Annotated in this window: 10 protein-coding genes; all 10 read left to right on the top strand. The window is 39.4% G+C overall.

Annotated features, from left to right (window positions below):
- Nucleotides 1–5: 5 nt before the first annotated feature.
- The 10 genes from rplA to rpoC all read left to right on the top strand — a co-directional run bounded on the left by rplA (nucleotide 6) and on the right by rpoC (nucleotide 19156).
- Entirely contained in the window at nucleotides 6–698 is a 693-nt protein-coding gene (rplA, locus tag BBI00_RS14175) for a 50S ribosomal protein L1 (RefSeq protein WP_050022253.1), read from the top strand.
- A gap of 17 nt (nucleotides 699–715) precedes the next feature.
- Nucleotides 716–1303: a 50S ribosomal protein L10 gene (gene rplJ / locus BBI00_RS14170; protein WP_065399373.1), complete on the top strand. Its 588-nt coding sequence runs from the start codon at nucleotides 716–718 to the stop codon at nucleotides 1301–1303.
- 46 nt (nucleotides 1304–1349) lie between these two features.
- Nucleotides 1350–1718: a 50S ribosomal protein L7/L12 gene (gene rplL / locus BBI00_RS14165; protein ID WP_062675820.1), complete on the top strand. Its 369-nt coding sequence runs from the start codon at nucleotides 1350–1352 to the stop codon at nucleotides 1716–1718.
- Nucleotides 1719–1985: 267 nt separating this feature from the next.
- Nucleotides 1986–2477 carry a hypothetical protein gene (locus BBI00_RS14160; RefSeq protein ID WP_065399372.1) on the top strand — a complete coding sequence of 164 codons (492 nt, stop codon included), beginning with the start codon at nucleotides 1986–1988 and terminating at the stop codon, nucleotides 2475–2477.
- 124 nt (nucleotides 2478–2601) lie between these two features.
- On the top strand, nucleotides 2602–3762 hold the full coding sequence (locus tag BBI00_RS14155) for a hypothetical protein (protein ID WP_065399371.1): 1161 nt from the start codon (nucleotides 2602–2604) through the stop codon (nucleotides 3760–3762).
- Nucleotides 3763–3793: 31 nt separating this feature from the next.
- On the top strand, nucleotides 3794–6379 hold the full coding sequence (locus BBI00_RS14150) for a T9SS type A sorting domain-containing protein (RefSeq protein ID WP_065399370.1): 2586 nt from the start codon (nucleotides 3794–3796) through the stop codon (nucleotides 6377–6379).
- A 428-nt stretch (nucleotides 6380–6807) separates the two neighbouring features.
- Nucleotides 6808–7944, top strand: coding sequence for a hypothetical protein (locus BBI00_RS14145; protein WP_065399369.1), 1137 nt, complete (start codon nucleotides 6808–6810; stop codon nucleotides 7942–7944).
- Nucleotides 7945–7970: 26 nt separating this feature from the next.
- Entirely contained in the window at nucleotides 7971–10559 is a 2589-nt protein-coding gene (locus BBI00_RS14140; RefSeq protein ID WP_065399368.1) for a T9SS type A sorting domain-containing protein, read from the top strand.
- Nucleotides 10560–10997: 438 nt separating this feature from the next.
- On the top strand, nucleotides 10998–14819 hold the full coding sequence (rpoB, locus tag BBI00_RS14135; protein WP_065399367.1) for a DNA-directed RNA polymerase subunit beta: 3822 nt from the start codon (nucleotides 10998–11000) through the stop codon (nucleotides 14817–14819).
- Between the two features lie 71 nt (nucleotides 14820–14890).
- Entirely contained in the window at nucleotides 14891–19156 is a 4266-nt protein-coding gene (rpoC, locus tag BBI00_RS14130; RefSeq protein WP_065399366.1) for a DNA-directed RNA polymerase subunit beta', read from the top strand.
- Nucleotides 19157–19221: the final 65 nt, after the last annotated feature.

Below are 19221 nucleotides of genomic sequence, written 5' to 3'. Positions count from 1 at the left end.
TAGAAATGGCAAAATTGACTAAAAAGCAAAAGGAAGCTTTAAGCAAAGTAGAAAAAGGAAGAATCTATAACCTTGAAGAAGGTTCAGCTCTTGTAAAAGAAGTGAACACTGCAAAGTTTGATGCTTCTGTAGATATCGCTGTAAGATTAGGTGTAGACCCAAGAAAAGCAAACCAAATGGTAAGAGGTGTTGTATCTCTTCCTCACGGTACCGGTAAAGATGTTAAAGTTTTGGCTTTAGTAACTCCGGATAAAGAAGCAGAAGCTAAAGCTGCTGGTGCTGACTATGTAGGTCTTGACGAATATTTACAAAAAATTAAAGATGGTTGGACAGACGTTGACGTTATCGTTACGATGCCAGCTGTAATGGGTAAATTAGGTCCATTAGGTAGAGTATTAGGTCCAAGAGGTTTAATGCCGAACCCTAAATCAGGAACTGTAACAATGGAAATTGGTAAAGCAGTAACTGAAGTAAAAGCAGGTAAAATTGATTTCAAAGTAGACAAGTATGGTATCATCCATGCTGGTATTGGTAAAGTATCTTTCGATGCTGCTAAGATCAAAGAAAATGCTCAGGAATTAATCCAGACATTGATCAAAATGAAACCAACTGCTGCTAAAGGAACTTATGTGAAGTCTATCTATCTGTCTTCTACAATGAGCCCAGGTATTGCAATTGATACTAAATCTGTTAACTAATATTTAATCCTAAGACAATGACAAAAGACCAAAAAGTTGTAGCGATACAAGAGATCAAAGATTTGCTTCAGGATGCAAAAGTAGTATACGTAGCAGATCTAGAAGGTTTGAACGCTGGTAAATCTTCAGATTTCAGAAGACAGGCTTTCAAACAAAATATCAAAGTAAAAGTAGTAAAAAATACACTTTTACAAAAAGCAATGGAGCAGATTGAAGGAGTAGATTACTCTGAAATGTTCCCATCTTTCAAAGGAAACTCAGCGTTAATGATTGCTGATACAGCTAACGCTCCTGCGAAACTTATCCAAGGATTCAGAAAGAAAGAAGAAAAGCCGGCTTTGAAGTCTGCTTTCGTTCAGGAAACTTTCTACGTTGGTGACAACAACCTGGACATGTTGGCTAACATCAAGTCTAGAGAAGAAATGATCGGTGAAATCATCGGATTACTTCAGTCTCCAATCCAGAGAGTTGTTTCTGCTCTTCAAAACAAACCTGAAACTGTAGAAGCTAAAGCTGAAGAAGCTGCTCCTGCGGTAGAAGAAACTCCTGCTGCTGAAGCTCCTGAAGCTGCTGCAGATAGCACTGAAGAAACAAGTGCTGAATAATTACACTCAAAAAATTAAATAAATAATCAACAAAAACATTACAACAATGTCAGATTTAAAAAATTTAGCTGAAACGCTAGTAAACCTAACTGTAAAAGACGTAAACGAATTAGCTGCTATCCTTAAGGATGAGTACGGAATTGAGCCAGCTGCTGCTGCTGTAGTTGTTGCTGCAGGTGGTGCAGGTGATGCTGCTGAAGAAAAGACTGAATTCGACGTAATTCTTAAGTCTGCAGGTGCTTCTAAATTAGCTATCGTTAAATTAGTAAAAGATTTAACTGGTGCTGGTCTTAAAGAAGCTAAAGATATCGTAGACGGAGCTCCTGCTGCAATCAAGCAAGGTGTTTCTAAAGACGAAGCTGAAGCTCTTAAGAAGCAATTAGAAGAAGCTGGTGCTGAAGTAGAATTGAAATAATTTCAGTTTTATTATAAATATAAGAGCCCGGGCAAATGCCCGGGCTTTTTTGTTGTATACTTCTGAATAGCAGATTTTGTAAGCAATTGTATTTGAATATTATTATTCTGAATAAGTTGATATTGTTTTATTATTAATTATTTCGTAATTTTTAATGTGATATTTTGATTAATTAATGTGTATTGTAATATTTTAAGTTATTTTTTTTAATAAAATATTGTTTTGATTGGAAAAATGTTATATTTGTATTGAAAAAACACAACAGAATTGGATAGAAATTACTTTCTTTCTTATGGTCATAAAGTTGCATTGATATTGTTGCTGGTGGCTATTGGAAAATTAAATGCAAAGCTTATATCTGTGGCAGCAAATAAAGCAGAATTGCTGTATTACACAGATGTAAATAAGACTTTGCACTTTGGCCCCGCCGGTGTTTCTATACACCCCGTAAAAAGTAGGAATACTTCTTCCGGAACTGCTCAGGATGGAAATGATCATAAGGGCAGCCACAAAATTCATCATTACATCATTAAAAATAGTTATCCTTCTATCGACGGTAAATACTTTTTTCTTTCCTGTCTTAAGAAATTCAAATGTATGACGGTCTGGTATAAATGGAGCTTTTTTCATTTGGTGAACAGCCAGGGATTGAACCCATTTGATGAGACCAAAAAGTTCTGTATAAACCCTTTTAAACTTATTGACGGTTTTAAACTTATTATTAAAATTCCCGATAAGCTTTCTTCTCCATATAAATAATTCAGTATTTTCTGAAACCTTACGGTCCTTCGCCATAATCATTGGCTCATTTCATTTATCATTTGAATGGAATCACTTGGGGACTGTCTTCCAATACAACACACAAAAAAACATATCATTAGAAATGAAAAACAAATTATTCACTCTTGCACTTTTATCTGCAGGTTTACCAATGTTAGCACAGGTTGGGATTAATACAGGATCGCCTCAGGCTACTCTGGATGTGACAGGAACGCCGGAAACGGCAAGTAAGTTAGATGGTATAATTGCTCCAAGGCTTACGGGAGCTCAACTGAAAGCAAAAAGCTATACGTCTGCTCAGACAGGGGCATTAGTATTTGTCACTGCAGCAGAAACAGCACCTTCAGGTCAAACTGCAGAGGTGCTGTCTCCTGGGTATTATTTTTTTGACGGAACCAAATGGAATGGTTTGAGTACAAGCTGGAATACCATAGGAAATTCAGGGACTACCGCCACAGCATCAACACTGGGAACGGATATTTCCAAAGGAAATTATTTAGGAACCACTGATGGTCAGAGCCTTGTTCTGGCTACCCAGAAGAATGTAAAAGCAATATTGGATGTAAATGGAACCCTGCAAGGTGGGAATTCTAATGACGCTACAGGTGCTTATGCAGCTTTTTCCTGGGGGTCAAATAATGCAACCAATGCGGTGTCTTCCAATGTTGCCATAGGTAGAAATAATACCGCTACTGCCAATAATGCAAACTTTCCCTCTTTAGCTATAGGGGCAAATAATTCAGCAGCGAACGGAGCAAAAATCATTGGAAATTCCAATACGGCGACCGGAGCTAATCATTTTGTATTTGGAAACTCAAATACAGTTACCGGTGTAACAGGATTGACATTAGGAAACTCCCATATCAACAAGGGAGGGATTGCCATAGGAGGTGGAAATACAGTAGACCCGAACAGCTTTGCAGTGGGATCAGCAAGCGTTGCGGTAGGAGGTAAAGCTTTTGTAGCTGGATTTTCAGGAACAGCAAATCCCGGGCAGTCTGTATATGCAAATGGTACTCATATATTCTTCAGTGAAAACAATGCGGCAACTGCTGATGTAGGGGTCAATATGGTTCCCAATTCAACCAATTTTGCTGATCTGGAGGTAAGTAAAGCTATACTGATCAAAGCCAGCACAAGACCTGCATGTAATGCTGCCAACGCAGGAACAATCGTATATGAATTATCAGGAACAACAGGAAGTTTTGTAGGATGTAAGCAAACAGGACCCAATGCTGCTGATTTTGCATGGCAGACCCTTTAACAGAAACACAAACTTTATAAAACAATAAAAAATGACTAAAAAATTATTCGGGAAACTGGCTGCAGTACTTATGACATTCGTGATGTCTGTCACAGTATTTGGGCAGCAGGGCTATGAGCCTATCCGTGGGATGGGGGTAGAGGCAAAGCCTGTCAGCAATTCAGGAATTTGTCTGGCGTGCTATAACGGGAGTATGAACCCGGTGGTGGATGCTGATCTTGACAATAAAGTGAGTATGGGGAATTTCGCTTCTTTATTAAGCGGGAACGGGATTTCTGTGAAAAATACTAACACAACCTATCCGGCGGGAGATATTACAGGATTTAATGTAGATCTTGGGACAAGCTTTATTACCATAGAACTTTTAAGCTCTCTGAGAATCAGTACCTATAAAAACGGAGTTCTGCAGGAATCTGCGACCAGTAGTACTTTATTGTCTGTACCGGCATTTGGAGGTAATAAAAACAGAATATTCCTTCATTTTAAAACTACGAAAGAATTTAATGAGGTAAGGCTGTATCAAACCAATGTGCTGTCGGTATTCAGTTCGATGAATGTGTATTATGCATTTGCGTTTGATCCTGCAAAAGTCCCTACAGATAACAATGGAATTTGTGATGATATCATTGCCGGAAGTGGTGTTGATGGGAATGTGTCCGGAAGCAGCAGCTTTCTTGCTCCGCTTTCATATGTTCAGAACAGAGAAAGAATAGGGGATGGTGATAAGAACTCTTATGGATCAATTGTGCTTCCGGTAGGGTTATTGGGATCTTATTCCGTGGGAGTTTTAGATAAAAACCAGGTGTATCCTGCAGGCAACAGAACAGGATTTGTGATTGAACCTGATGATCAGGGGAAATTATTAAGTGCTGAATTCCTTAAGAATATTACTGTAGAAACCTATTTGTTCGGGCAGCTTCAGGATTCAAGACAATTATCAGACGGCGGAGGTCTTATCAATATTAAAATTCTTAGCTATGGCTCGGGAAGACAGAAAGTAACGTTGACTACAACCAAACCTTTTAACGAAGTCAGGCTAAAGATTACCCAGACATTAGGATTTAATTTAGGAAAACTGAACGTATATTATGCATTCGAAGAACCTGTGGGATGTGAATGTGACGATAAAATTCAGACCAGTGGATCTTCAGTTCAGGGCGACATTGTGAATGGATTCGGATGGACGCAGTCGGGACTGGGCTTTCTTTCTCCGAGCCTTACCAATGCCGGAGCGGTAGTAGATAATAATCCTTCCAATTATGCGAGGCTTACTTTTCCATTGTTAGGAACTTTTCTTTTCTCTGCCAACTTAACAGTGGGAAGCAACAGTTTGCTGCCTAAAAATACTGTCGCAGGATATACCGTGGAAAAAACAGGCGGTCTGATCGGAGTAAGCGTTCTGGATGCAGTTATAGTTCAGTTTTATAACGGAAATACGCTGACGGACACCTTCACTTCAGGAAGTCTTATTACAGGGAACTTCTTTACCAGCGGATCCAATAAATTCTATATCGGAGGGAAGGCAACCAAACCTTTCAACCGTATTAAAATTACGTTCAGTTCATTGCTTTCTGTAAATTTATCCCAGGGATATAATATTTACAATGCTTTTGCCAGCAAAGATGATGATAATGACGGAGTTCCCAATTGTTTCGACCGCTGTCCAAACGGAGATGATAGTATTGATAATAATGGTAACGGTATTCCTGACTGTGCGGAAGGATGTACTGTGATCAATGATAAATCTCCGACGCTGGATACAGATGGTGACGGTATTGTGGATGCCTGTGATTTTGATTCTGATAATGACGGTATTCCGGATTCAATGGAAGACTTTGATATGAACAGTAAATTTGAAGATGATGATATGGAAGGTGATATTCTGATTACTCCGGTATTGGGAGACGGAATTCCAAATTACCGTGATCTTGATTCTGATAATGACGGAATCCTGGATTTATTCGAATCGGGTATCCCAACATCAGTGATCACTCAGATTGATGCAGATCGTAACGGAGTTATTGATGCAGGCGTTGCTGTAGGTAAAAATGGCCTGGCAGATATACTGGAAACATATCCGGATTCCGGAACTTTAAAATATGCTCTGAAGAATACGGATGGAGATAACAGACCGGATTTCCTTGATCTTACTTCCAACGGATCGGATCTTGACTTGTATCAGATCGGAAAAGGTAATCTTGATACATTGGGAGGCGGATTTATTTCTACAATCAATGATGCTGATAAAGACGGTATTCAGGCAGTTGTAGATACGGATCTTGTGAAAAGAGGAGCGCCGGGCTCTCCACTTTCACCATATGCCACATTATTGAAAAATGCATCCGGTACAGCAGCGAAAATGACAGCTTCAGACGTTGCAGGGGCTGCCGTTGATGTGAAGATATATCCCAACCCGGTAAAGGCCGGAGAAAATCTTATGATTACATCTGCTGAAGAAGGAGTGTATACTTTATTCTCTGCAGAAGGCAAGGTGGTAAAATCTGATAAATTCTCTTCACGTACAGGTATTGATACTTCTTCATTGCCGGCCGGAGTTTATATCATTAAGATTGAAACCCAATCAACCGTGAAATCTTATAAGGTTATTGTGAAATAATCTTATAGCTTCATAATAAGGTGAAGGCTGTCCGTTTTCGGGCAGCTTTTTTTTGTCTGATAGCTGAAAGAGAAGCATGTTTTTTTATGTTGTCATTAATTCACCTCTGCTTGTGAAAAAAAATGATTCTTTATAAATGCATTATTAGGAATCATTTTCTTTATTAAAAGTTTATTTAATGATTTTTAATTTTAGCCTTATTGTTTTTATTTAAAATTATTTGTTTTTGTTTTTTATTGTTTTGATCATAATAAAAAGAGGAAAATGATTGAAATCTGTCATTTTTATGACGGGTTGTAAAAGGTAAATTTGCATAAGAGATTTTATCGATAATTAAAATTAATCTCATGTATTAAATAGGGTCGTAAGTTTTATTTTACCACCAAATTTTTAATATAAGTAAAAAAACACTTTAAATTTTTAATAGAATGAAAATAAGATTATTGAATTTTGCAATTTTATTTGCAGGGTACACTGTGTCTGCCCAAATTGGAATTAATACAACCAAACCGCAGGCTACTCTAGATGTGGTGGGATCAGCAACAAATGCCGACAAGTTGGATGGAATTATTGCTCCACGACTTACAGGAGATCAGCTGAAGGTAAAAAATTATACAGCTGCCCAAACGGGAACTATAGTATATGTTACGGCAGCTGGAGCAGCTCCTTCAGGTAAGACTGCGGGCGTTCAATCTCCAGGATACTATTTTTTTGACGGTACAAAGTGGAATGGCTTAAGCACAGGCTGGGATAAAATAGGAAATGCAGGTACCACAGCTACCACATCTGCCCTGGGAACTGATATTACCCAAGGAAATTATTTAGGAACAAATGACGGGCAAAACCTGATTCTAGCTACTCAAAGTAATGTAAAAGGTATATTAGACGTTAACGGAACACTGCAAGGTGGAAATTCAAACACATCATCAGGACCATATGCATCATTTACCTGGGGATCAAATAATGTACTATCCAACAGTATATCTTCCAATGTGGCATTGGGAAGAAACAATACGGTATCTGCACAAGGAGCGAATTTCCCGGCCATAGCTATTGGAATCGGGAACACCGCAACAAGTGGCGCTAAGGTAATAGGTAATTCAAATACAGTAAACGGAGCTACCAATCTGGTCTTTGGAAATCTGAATCAGGCGCCAACTGGTTTAGGACTTACTTTTGGGAATTCCAATACAAATAATGGTGGAATTGCATTCGGAACCGGAAATACTGTATCCTCTAATACTATTGCTGTAGGATCAGGTAATACTGCTTCAGGTACAGAAAGTATGGGATTAGGATTCTCCGCAACGGCTGGTGCGGGCCAGATTGTATATGCAAATGCGCAACATATCTTTTACAGTAAGGGCAACGGAGAAAATACAATAGTTGGGATCAACATGGTTCCCACAGCAAATACAACATCAGGAGCGGCCATTCAGATAAAGGGAATAAAACCTGCCGATAATAACTGTACAGTTAATGATGAAGGCGCAATCCGCTACAATAGTAATTTAAGAGTACATGAAGGCTGTAATGGAAGCAGTTGGAAAGCTTTTACTAATTAAAACACAAAAACCTTAAAATAAAAAAAATGACAAAAAAATTATTCGGGAAATTAATTACGGTACTTATGGTTTTCATGATATCTGTAAAAGCATTTTCACAAAAAGGCTATGAACCTATCCGTGGAATGGGGGTAGAAGCTAAACCTGTAAACAACTCAGGAATTTGTTTAGGCTGCTTTAATGGAAGTATGAATGCCGTTGTTGATTCAGATCTGGACAATAGTGTCAGCCTATCCAATTTTGCTTCAGTGGTAAGTGGAAACGGAATATCAGTAAAGAATACAAACACAACATACCCTGCCGGATATATTGCCGGGTTTAACGTAGACCTTGGATCAGGACTTCTAACGGTAGAACTTTTAAGTTCATTGAGAATTGAAACATATAAAAAAGGTGTTCGTCAGGAAACATCAAGCAGTAATACCTTGCTTTCAGTTCCTTTATTGGGTGGGACTAAAAACAGGTCTTTTCTTCATTTAAAAACTACAAAAGAATTTGATGAAGTAAGGTTGTATCAGACCAACGTATTGTCTGTATTCAGCGCACTAAGAATATATTATGCGTTTGCATTTGATCCTGCTAAGATTCCTGCTGATAACAATAAAATCTGTGATGATATGATTGCAGGTAATGGTGTAGATGGAAACGTTTCAAGTGCTAACACTCTTCTTGCGCCACTTTCTTTTGTTCAAAATAGAGAAAAGATAGGAGATGGAGATAAAAATTCTTTCGGGTCAATAGTATTTCCGGTAGGAGTACTTTCTTCCTATAGTATAGGGGTAATGGATAAGAACCAGGTGTATCCTGCGGGAAACAGAGCTGGATTTGCTATAGAACCTGGAGATCAGGGGAAATTAATAAGTGCTGAGCTTCTGAAAAATATGACCGTGGAAACCTATTTGTTTGGACAGCTTCAGGATTCTCAGACTTTATTCAACTCAAGTGCCTTGCTGAATATTAAGCTTGTGAGCTATGGATCAGGAAAACAGAAGGTGAGTATAGTAACAACAAAACCTTTTAACGAGATAAGGCTTAGAGTAACTCAGACCATTGGAGTAAATATAGGAACATTAAAGGTATATTACGCTTTTGAAGAACCTCAGGTGAATTGCGACTGTGATGATAAAATTCAGAAAAGTGGCTCATCAATTACCGGAGATATTGTTAGAGGCGACAGGTGGACATTGGCTGGCTGGGGCTTGTTAAGAGCCAGAATTGATAATGCAGACCGGGTAGTAGATGATAATCCTTCTAATTTTGCAACTGCAACTTTGCCATTGGTGGGTACATTTCTTACTCCTGCAGTTTTAACAGTTAGGTCTAATCCGTTACTTCCTGCCAATACCGTTGCCGGATATGTCATTGAAAAAACTTCAGGTCTTCTGGGAGTGGGAGTTCTTGATGGGGTAACTGTCGAATTTTACAATGGAAATACGAAAACAAATACATTTACTTCAGGAAGCCTTGTGACCGGTGAGCTTCTTTCAAGCGGATCAAAAAAAATATATGTAGGTGGTAAAGCGACCAAACCTTTTAACCGTATTAAGATTATTTTCAGCACATTAGTATCTGTCAATTTAGCTCAGCAATATAGAATCTATAATGCATTTGCCAGTATTGATGATGATAATGATGGGGTTCCGAACTGCTTTGATCGTTGCCCGGGCGGAGATGACAATATCGATACAAACGGGAACGGTATTCCGGATTGCGCAGAAAACTGTACAGGGATAAATGACAAGTCACCTGTACTGGATACAGATGGAGATGGTATTGTAGATGCTTGTGATCTTGATTCTGATAATGATGGTATCCCTGACTCTGTAGAAGATTTCAACCAGTCTGGTAAATTTGAAGATGATGATACTGAAGGTGATATTCTGCTTACACCGGTATTAGGAGACGGAATTCCAAATTACCTTGACCTTGATTCTGATAACGATGGTATTTTAGACCTTTTTGAATCCGGTATTCCAGCTTCGGTTATCAATCAGATTGATAAAGACCGCAATGGTATTATTGATAGTGATATTCCGGTTGGTAAAAACGGTCTTGCGGATATCCTTGAAACATTCCCGGATTCCGGAGTGCTGAAATATCCGATTAAAAATACAAACAACGATGATAAGCCGGATTTCCTTGACTTAAGATCGAACGGGGTAGATTTTGATTTGTACCAAATAGGAAAAGAAAATCTTGATGTTATGGGAGGCGGATTCATCTCTACTATTGATGATAAGGACAAAGACGGTATTCAGGCAGTTGTAGATACGGATCTTGTGAAAAGAGGAGCGCCGGGCTCTCCACTTTCACCATATGCCACATTATTGAAAAATGCATCCGGTACAGCAGCGAAAATGACAGCTTCAGACGTTGCAGGGGCTGCCGTTGATGTGAAGATATATCCCAACCCGGTAAAGGCCGGAGAAAATCTTATGATTACATCTGCTGAAGAAGGAGTGTATACTTTATTCTCTGCAGAAGGCAAGGTGGTAAAATCTGATAAATTCTCTTCACGTACAGGTATTGATACTTCTTCATTGCCGGCCGGAGTTTATATCATCAAGATTGAAACCCAATCAACTGTGAAATCTTATAAGGTTATTGTCAAATAATCCTGTAGCTTCATAATAAGGTGAAGGCTGTCCGTTTTCGGGCAGCCTTTTTTATTTTAACAACTTAAAAATGAGATGATTTATTTGTTATTGTGGATAACTTTTTGTATCTTTGCCCCTCTTTTGGCGCTAAAAATTGTTTGTAAATTTATAAAATACTGAAAATCAACTCTTTCACTGTGTAATGCAGGAAAGGGATTTTGTGTTTGTAGGTATTACGGGTAATATAGCCTCAAAAGTAATAAAAATATTTTGCATTACGCTGTGAAAAGATATACCAGTGTTGCAGTTAGAAAGAATCAAGTACAAAGTTAAAGAGCCTTAAGGTCCTTCGTGAGCGCCAAAAACACTTTTACCTTTACTTTTACCTTGCTTCTTGTTCTTTTCTGATATTTTTTAATGAATCAAAATATTTTTTAACCCTTTCTTAAAAGTTTTATGAGTAAAACAAAATCAACAACTCAAGGAAATCCGAGAATTAATTTCTCATCAGCGAAAGGAAAAATTGTAACTCCAGACTTCTTGGACATCCAAATCGAGTCTTTCAGAGAATTTTTCCAGCTTGATACACTTCCTGAAGCCAGAAAGACAGAAGCTCTTTACAAGACTTTCCAAGAGAATTTCCCAATTACGGATTCAAGAAACCAGTTCGTATTAGAATTCTTAGACTATCTGGTAGATTCTCCACGTTATTCAATCGATGAGTGTGTGGAAAGAGGACTTACGTATTCAGTTCCTCTGAAAGCAAGACTTAAACTGTACTGTACTGACCCGGAACACGAAGATTTCCAGACTGTGGTTCAGGATGTATATTTAGGTCCGGTTCCTTATATGACGCCAAGTGGATCTTTCATCATCAATGGTGCAGAAAGAGTTATCGTTACGCAGCTTCACCGTTCACCTGGTGTATTCTTCGGACAGACTTACCACGCTAACGGAACCAAACTTTACTATTCAAGAATTATTCCTTTCAAAGGATCTTGGATGGAATTTACAACCGATATCAACAGCGTAATGTACGCTTATATCGACCGTAAGAAGAAATTACCATTAACAACTTTATTAAGAGCTATCGGGTATGAATCTGATAAGGATATCCTTCAGATCTTCGACCTTGCTGAAGAAGTGAAAGTTTCTAAAGCTGCCCTTAAAAAAGTAGAAGGGAGAACATTGGCTGCGAGAGTATTGAACACATGGTTCGAAGACTTCGTAGACGAAGATACAGGTGAAGTAGTTTCTATCGAAAGAAACGAAATCATCTTAGATAGAGAAACAATCCTTGAAAAAGAACATTTGGATCTTATCCTGGATGCTGGTGTGAAATCTATCCTGATTCACAAAGAAAACAGCAATGAATTCTCTATCATCCAGAATACATTACAAAAAGACCCTACGAACTCTGAGAAAGAAGCGGTAGAGTACATCTATCGTCAGTTAAGAAACGCAGATCCGCCAGATGAGGAAACGGCAAGAGGAATCATTGAAAAATTATTCTTCTCTGAGCAGAGATATTCATTAGGTGAAGTAGGACGTTACAGACTAAACAAAAAGTTAGGTCTTAATATCCCGACAACAACTGAGGTTCTTACAAAAGAAGATATCATTGCGATCGTAAGACACCTGATCGAACTTGTAAACTCTAAAGCGGAGGTGGATGACATCGACCACTTATCCAACAGAAGAATCAAAACTGTTGGTGAGCAATTGGCAGGACAGTTCGGAGTAGGTCTTTCAAGAATTGCAAGAACAATCAAGGAGAGAATGAACGTTAGAGATAACGAAATCTTTACTCCTCTTGACCTTGTTAACGCTAAGACATTAACATCTGTAATCAACTCATTCTTCGGTACCAACCAGCTGTCTCAGTTCATGGACCAGACCAACCCGCTTTCAGAAATCACGCACAAGCGTAGACTTTCTGCACTAGGGCCTGGTGGTTTATCAAGAGAAAGAGCAGGTTTCGAGGTTCGAGACGTTCACCATACTCACTACGGAAGAATCTGTCCGATTGAAACTCCGGAAGGACCAAACATCGGTTTGATTTCATCTTTAGGTATTTATGCAAAAATCAACAACCTTGGTTTCATCGAAACGCCATATAGAAAAGTAGAAGACGGTAAGATTGATCTTAACGCAGACCCTATTTATCTGAATGCAGAAGACGAAGAAGACAAAGTAATTGCTCAGGCAAACGTTGAATTGAGTGATAATGGAGACTTCTTAACAGACAGGATTATTGCAAGATTGGATGGTGACTACCCGGTAGTGGAGCCTGCTCAGGTTAACCTTATCGACGTTGCACCTAACCAGATTTCCGGTATTTCCGCTTCATTGATTCCATTCCTGGAGCATGATGATGCGAACCGTGCATTGATGGGATCTAACATGATGCGTCAGGCCGTTCCTCTATTGAAGCCACAGGCTCCGGTTGTAGGTACAGGGCTTGAGCAACAGGTTGCAAGAGATTCAAGAATCTTAATTAACGCTGAAGGTACTGGTACTGTAGAGTACGTAGATGCTGACAGAATCGTTATTAAATATGAAAGAAGCGAAGACGAAGATTTAGTACAATTCGAGTCTGCTACTAAAACATACAACCTTACCAAGTTCAGAAAAACGAACCAGAGTACAACCATTACCCTAAGACCAAACGTAAGAGTAGGTGATGTAGTGGAAAAAGGACAGGTACTTTGTGATGGTTATGCTACTGAAAAAGGAGAATTGGCTCTTGGTAGAAACCTGGTAGTAGCCTTCATGCCTTGGAAAGGATACAACTTCGAGGATGCGATCGTAATCAACGAAAAAGTTGTACGTGAAGACTGGTTTACTTCAATCCACGTAGATGAATATTCACTGGAGGTTCGTGATACTAAATTAGGTATGGAAGAACTTACGGCTGATATTCCAAACGTATCTGAAGAAGCTACCAAAGATCTTGACGAGAACGGTATGATCAGAATCGGTGCTGAAGTGAAGCCTGGAGATATCATGATTGGTAAAATCACTCCAAAAGGTGAATCAGACCCGACTCCTGAAGAAAAACTTCTGAGAGCTATCTTCGGTGATAAAGCTGGTGATGTAAAAGATGCATCATTAAAAGCTGACTCTTCATTAAGAGGGGTGGTTATCAACAAGAAACTGTTCTCAAGAAACATTAAAGACAAAAAGAAAAGAACTGAAGAAAAACTTAAACTTGAAGAGATTGAAAACACTTACAAGGCTAAGTTTGACGAGTTGAGAAACACTTTAATTGAAAAATTAAATACACTGGTAAGCGGTAAAACTTCTCAGGGGGTACAAAATGACCTTGACGAAGAGATCATCGGTAAAGGAGTGAAGTTTACTCACAAATTATTAACTTCAGTTGAAGATTATGTAAACGTTAGCGGTTCAGACTGGACAGTAGACGCTGACAAGAATGAATTGATCAAACAATTGATTCACAATTACAAAATCAAATATAACGACATCCAGGGAGTTAAAAACCGTGAGAAATTCGCTATTTCAATCGGAGATGAGCTTCCGGCAGGTATCATGAAGCTGGCTAAAGTTTACATCGCTAAGAAACGTAAACTGAATGTAGGGGATAAAATGGCAGGACGTCACGGTAACAAAGGGATTGTATCAAGAATCGTTCGTGAAGAAGATATGCCATTCCTTGAAGACGGAACACCGGTAGATATCGTATTGAATCCACTAGGGGTACCTTCCCGTATGAACATCGGTCAGATCTATGAAACAGTTCTTGGATGGGCTGGTCAGAAATTAGGACTGAAGTTTGCTACGCCAATCTTCGATGGAGCAACCCTTGATCAGATTACTGAGTACACTGAGAAAGCAGGTCTTCCTAAATTCGGTCACACACACCTTTATGATGGTGGTACCGGAGAAAGATTTACACAGGCGGCTACAGTGGGTGTTATCTACATGCTGAAACTGGGACACATGGTTGATGATAAGATGCACGCACGTTCTATCGGTCCTTACTCATTGATTACTCAGCAGCCGTTAGGAGGTAAAGCTCAGTTCGGTGGTCAGAGATTCGGAGAGATGGAGGTTTGGGCACTTGAAGCATTCGGTGCATCTAATATCCTGAGAGAGATCCTTACTGTGAAGTCGGATGACGTAATTGGTAGAGCAAAAACTTATGAAGCAATCGCTAAGGGTGAATCTATGCCTGAGCCAGGTATTCCGGAATCATTCAACGTATTACTTCACGAGTTACAAGGACTTGGACTTGATGTAAGACTTGAGGAATAAATCCCATTTGAAATTAATTTATAGAGATATAAATCTCAAATTTCAAATGTCAAATCTCAAATTTAAAAAAGATGTCAAATAAAAATAAAACGAGTAGATTTAATAAAATAACCATCGGTTTAGCTTCACCGGAGTCTATTTTACAGGACTCAAGAGGAGAGGTTCTAAAACCGGAAACTATTAACTACAGAACTCACAAACCTGAAAGAGACGGGCTATTCTGTGAGAAAATTTTCGGTCCTGTAAAGGATTACGAATGTGCTTGTGGTAAGTACAAGAGAATTCGTTACAAAGGGATCGTTTGTGACCGTTGTGGAGTAGAAGTTACTGAGAAAAAAGTAAGAAGAGAGAGAATCGGGCACATCAACCTTGTAGTTCCAATTGCACACATCTGGTATTTCCGTTCATTGCCAAACAAAATCGGATACCTTCTTGGAATTCCTTCCAAGAAATTAGATATGATCATCTACTACGAAAGATATGTAGTGATCCAGCAGGGGATTGCCAAGAAATTAGACGGTTCTGATTTCGAAAATATGGAATTCCTTACAGAAGAAGAGTACCTTGATATCATGGAGACCCTTCCTGTAGAAAACCAGTATCTTGACGATTCCGATCCAAACAAATTCATCGCTAAAATGGGTGCTGAAGCTGTTGAGGAATTATTAAAAAGAATCGATCTTGATGCATTGTCTTTCGATTTAAGACACAAAGCTCACAATGAAGGTTCTAAACAAAGAAGAACTGAAGCTCTTAAAAGGTTGAACGTTGTAGAAGCATTAAGAGGTGCCAATACAAGAATGATCAACAGACCGGAGTGGATGATCATGCGTGTTCTTCCAGTTATCCCGCCAGAACTGAGACCATTGGTTCCGTTGGATGGAGGACGTTTCGCAACTTCTGACTTAAATGACCTTTACAGAAGAGTTATTATCAGAAATAACCGTTTGAAGAGATTATTGGAGATCAAAGCTCCGGAAGTAATCTTGAGAAACGAGAAGCGTATGCTTCAGGAATCAGTAGATTCATTATTCGATAACACAAGAAAATCTTCTGCCGTAAAATCTGAATCAAACAGACCACTGAAATCACTTTCTGATTCATTGAAAGGTAAGCAGGGGCGTTTCCGTCAGAACCTACTTGGGAAAAGGGTAGACTACTCTGCGCGTTCGGTAATTGTTGTAGGTCCAAACTTACAGCTTCACGAGTGTGGTATTCCTAAAGATATGGCAGCTGAACTTTACAAACCGTTCATCATCAGAAAACTGATTGAAAGAGGTATTGTAAAAACAGTAAAATCTGCAAAGAGAATTATCGATAGAAAAGAACCTGTAGTTTATGATATCCTTGAAAACGTGATGAAAGGTCACCCGGTACTGTTGAACAGGGCACCTACCCTTCACAGACTGGGGATCCAGGCTTTCCAGCCTAAGATGATCGAAGGTAAGGCAATCCAGCTACACCCGTTAGTAACTACGGCATTCAACGCCGATTTCGACGGTGACCAGATGGCGGTACACTTACCGTTAGGTCCTGAAGCGATCCTTGAAGCGCAGTTATTGATGTTAGGTTCTCAGAACATCCTGAACCCTGCAAACGGTTCTCCGATTACGGTACCTTCTCAGGACATGGTTCTTGGTCTTTATTTCATGACTAAAGAATTAAGTTCTACAGAAGATATGAAAGTAAAAGGGGAAGGTCTTGCTTTCTATTCTCCTGAAGAAGCGGAAATCGCTTATGCAGAAGGTAGAGTTTCATTAAATGCCAAGGTAAGATGTAGACTGCCAATCAAAGAAGACGGACAGATCGTAACAAGACTGATCGAAACTTCTGTAGGTAGAATCTTATTCAACCAGATTGTACCTAAGCAGGTAGGATATATCAATGAACTTCTTACTAAGAAATCATTGAGAAACGTTATCGGTAAGATCCTTGCTGATACGGATTTCCCTACAACAGTGAAGTTCCTTGATGCAATGAAGGACCTAGGGTATTCAAACGCATTCAAAGGAGGTCTTTCTTTCTCTCTTGGGGATATCGTAGTTCCTGTTGAGAAAAAGCAGATGATTGCACAATCAATCGAAACTGTAGACGAAATCAGAGCCAACTATAACATGGGTCTGATTACCGATACAGAACGTTATAATCAGGTAATCGACGTTTGGACAAACACCAACGCCGGATTAACTGAAATGATCATGAGCAGAATGAAAACTGACCAAGGTGGTTTCAACTCTGTATACATGATGCTTGACTCTGGAGCGAGGGGTTCTAAAGAACAGATCCGTCAGTTATCAGGGATGAGAGGTTTGATGGCAAAACCGCAAAAAGCCGGTTCTACCGGAGCGGAGATCATCGAAAACCCGATCCTTGCCAACTTTAAGGAAGGTCTTTCGATTCTAGAGTACTTTATCTCTACCCACGGTGCCCGTAAAGGTCTTGCGGATACCGCTCTTAAAACTGCCGATGCCGGTTACCTGACCAGAAGATTGGTAGACGTTGCACAGGACGTTATCGTTACAGAAGACGACTGTGGAACTTTAAGAGGAACAGAAGTTACTGCACTTAAGAAAAATGACGAGATCGTTGAAAGAATCTCTGAAAGAATCTTAGGTAGAGTATCTCTTCATGATATCTATGATCCTGAAACTGACGAGTTAATAGCAAGTGCAGATCAGGTAATCATCGAAGAATTAGCGAAGAAAATTGAAGAAGCAGGATTAGAAGCCGTTGAAGTACGTTCTCCGTTAACCTGTGAAGCTAAGAAAGGTATCTGTGCGAAATGTTACGGTAGAAACTTAGCAACAGGTAAAGTAATCCATATGGGTGAAGCGGTAGGTGTAATTGCAGCACAGTCTATTGGGGAACCGGGTACTCAGCTTACGTTGAGAACCTTCCACCAGGGGGGTACTGCAGGTAACGTATCAGAAAACCCATCAATCGTTGCAAGAAGAGACGGTATCGTAGAAATGGATGAAGTAAGAACCATTACTTCTGAAGATGAAAACGGTAATACAGCTGAGGTTGTAGTTTCCCGTTCAACGGAATTCAGATTAGTTGCTGATAACGATTCAAGAACTCCATTGATGGTAGCGAACGTACCTTACGGATCGATATTATCTGTAAAACCAGGTGATAAAGTGAAGAAAGGAGATACGATCTGTAGATGGGATCCGTATAACGCGGTTATCATTGCGGAAACTTCAGGTAAGGTAGAATACGAGGATATCATCCAGGGTATTTCATTCCAGCTTGAAATTGACGAACAGACAGGATTTGAAGAGAAAGTAATCTCTGAATCCAGAAATAAGAAAGCCGTACCTACCCTGAAGGTGGTAGACTCTAAAGGAGTTGAGCAGAAAGCTTACAACTTACCGGTAGGAGCCCACTTGATGGTAAACGATGGTGAAAAAATCAAGGCTGGTAAAGTCCTGATCAAGATCCCAAGAAAATCTGCAAAAGCAGGGGATATCACTGGAGGTCTTCCGAGAGTTACCGAATTATTCGAAGCAAGAAACCCTTCAAACCCAGCAGTTGTTACTGAAATTGACGGGGTAGTTTCTTACGGAAAAATCAAGAGAGGTAACCGAGAATTGATCGTTGAAGCTAAAACTGGTGAAAGAAAGATTTACTTAGTGAAATTATCTAACCAGATTCTTGTTCAGGAGAATGACTTCGTAAGAGCAGGTTCTCCGCTTTCTGACGGTTCTATCACACCGGAAGATATCTTAAGAATTAAAGGGCCAACAGCGGTTCAGGAATACTTAGTAAACGAAATCCAGGAAGTTTACCGTCTGCAGGGGGTAAAAATCGACGACAAGCACTTCGAAATCATCGTAAGACAGATGATGACAAAAGTATCTATCGTGGATGGAGGTGATACTCAGTTCCTTGAAGGAGCTCTTGAGCACAAGTATGATTTCCTTGAAGAGAACAACAGAGTATTCGGTCTTAAAGTAGTAGTAGATGCCGGTGATTCGAAAGAATTCAAACCAGGTCAGATGATTACTGCAAGAGAATTAAGAGACGAAAACTCTAAGTTGAGACGTGAAGACTTAGCATTGGTAGAAGTAAGAGAAGCTCTTCCTGCTACAGCGACTCCGGTATTACAGGGTATTACAAGAGCGGCGCTTCAAACGAAATCGTTCATGTCTGCAGCATCGTTCCAGGAAACAACTAAAGTTCTTAACGAAGCAGCAGTTGCCGGTAAGATAGATGATCTGAACGGTCTTAAAGAAAATGTAATTGTAGGACACAGAATTCCTGCAGGTACAGGTCTTAAAGAGTATCAGAATGTTATCGTAGGTTCTAAGAAAGAATTCGAAGACCTTAACTAAAATTAATGATTTGAAATTTGGGATTTGAAATTATTTTTATATTTTCACAATCTCAAATTTCGAAT

The sequence above is a fragment of the Chryseobacterium arthrosphaerae genome (genome assembly GCF_001684965.1).
Taxonomy (GTDB): Bacteria; Bacteroidota; Bacteroidia; order Flavobacteriales; family Weeksellaceae; genus Chryseobacterium; species Chryseobacterium arthrosphaerae.
This window is presented reverse-complemented; position numbering and strand designations above follow the sequence as displayed.

Coding starts and splice junctions, on each gene's coding strand:
- rplJ (WP_065399373.1), top strand. CDS start 716: ATGACAAAAGACCAAAAAGTTGTAGCGATACAAGAGATCAAAGATTTG.
- BBI00_RS14155 (WP_065399371.1), top strand. CDS start 2,602: ATGAAAAACAAATTATTCACTCTTGCACTTTTATCTGCAGGTTTACCA.
- BBI00_RS14150 (WP_065399370.1), top strand. CDS start 3,794: ATGACTAAAAAATTATTCGGGAAACTGGCTGCAGTACTTATGACATTC.
- rpoB (WP_065399367.1), top strand. CDS start 10,998: ATGAGTAAAACAAAATCAACAACTCAAGGAAATCCGAGAATTAATTTC.
- rpoC (WP_065399366.1), top strand. CDS start 14,891: ATGTCAAATAAAAATAAAACGAGTAGATTTAATAAAATAACCATCGGT.
- BBI00_RS14145 (WP_065399369.1), top strand. CDS start 6,808: ATGAAAATAAGATTATTGAATTTTGCAATTTTATTTGCAGGGTACACT.
- rplL (WP_062675820.1), top strand. CDS start 1,350: ATGTCAGATTTAAAAAATTTAGCTGAAACGCTAGTAAACCTAACTGTA.
- rplA (WP_050022253.1), top strand. CDS start 6: ATGGCAAAATTGACTAAAAAGCAAAAGGAAGCTTTAAGCAAAGTAGAA.
- BBI00_RS14140 (WP_065399368.1), top strand. CDS start 7,971: ATGACAAAAAAATTATTCGGGAAATTAATTACGGTACTTATGGTTTTC.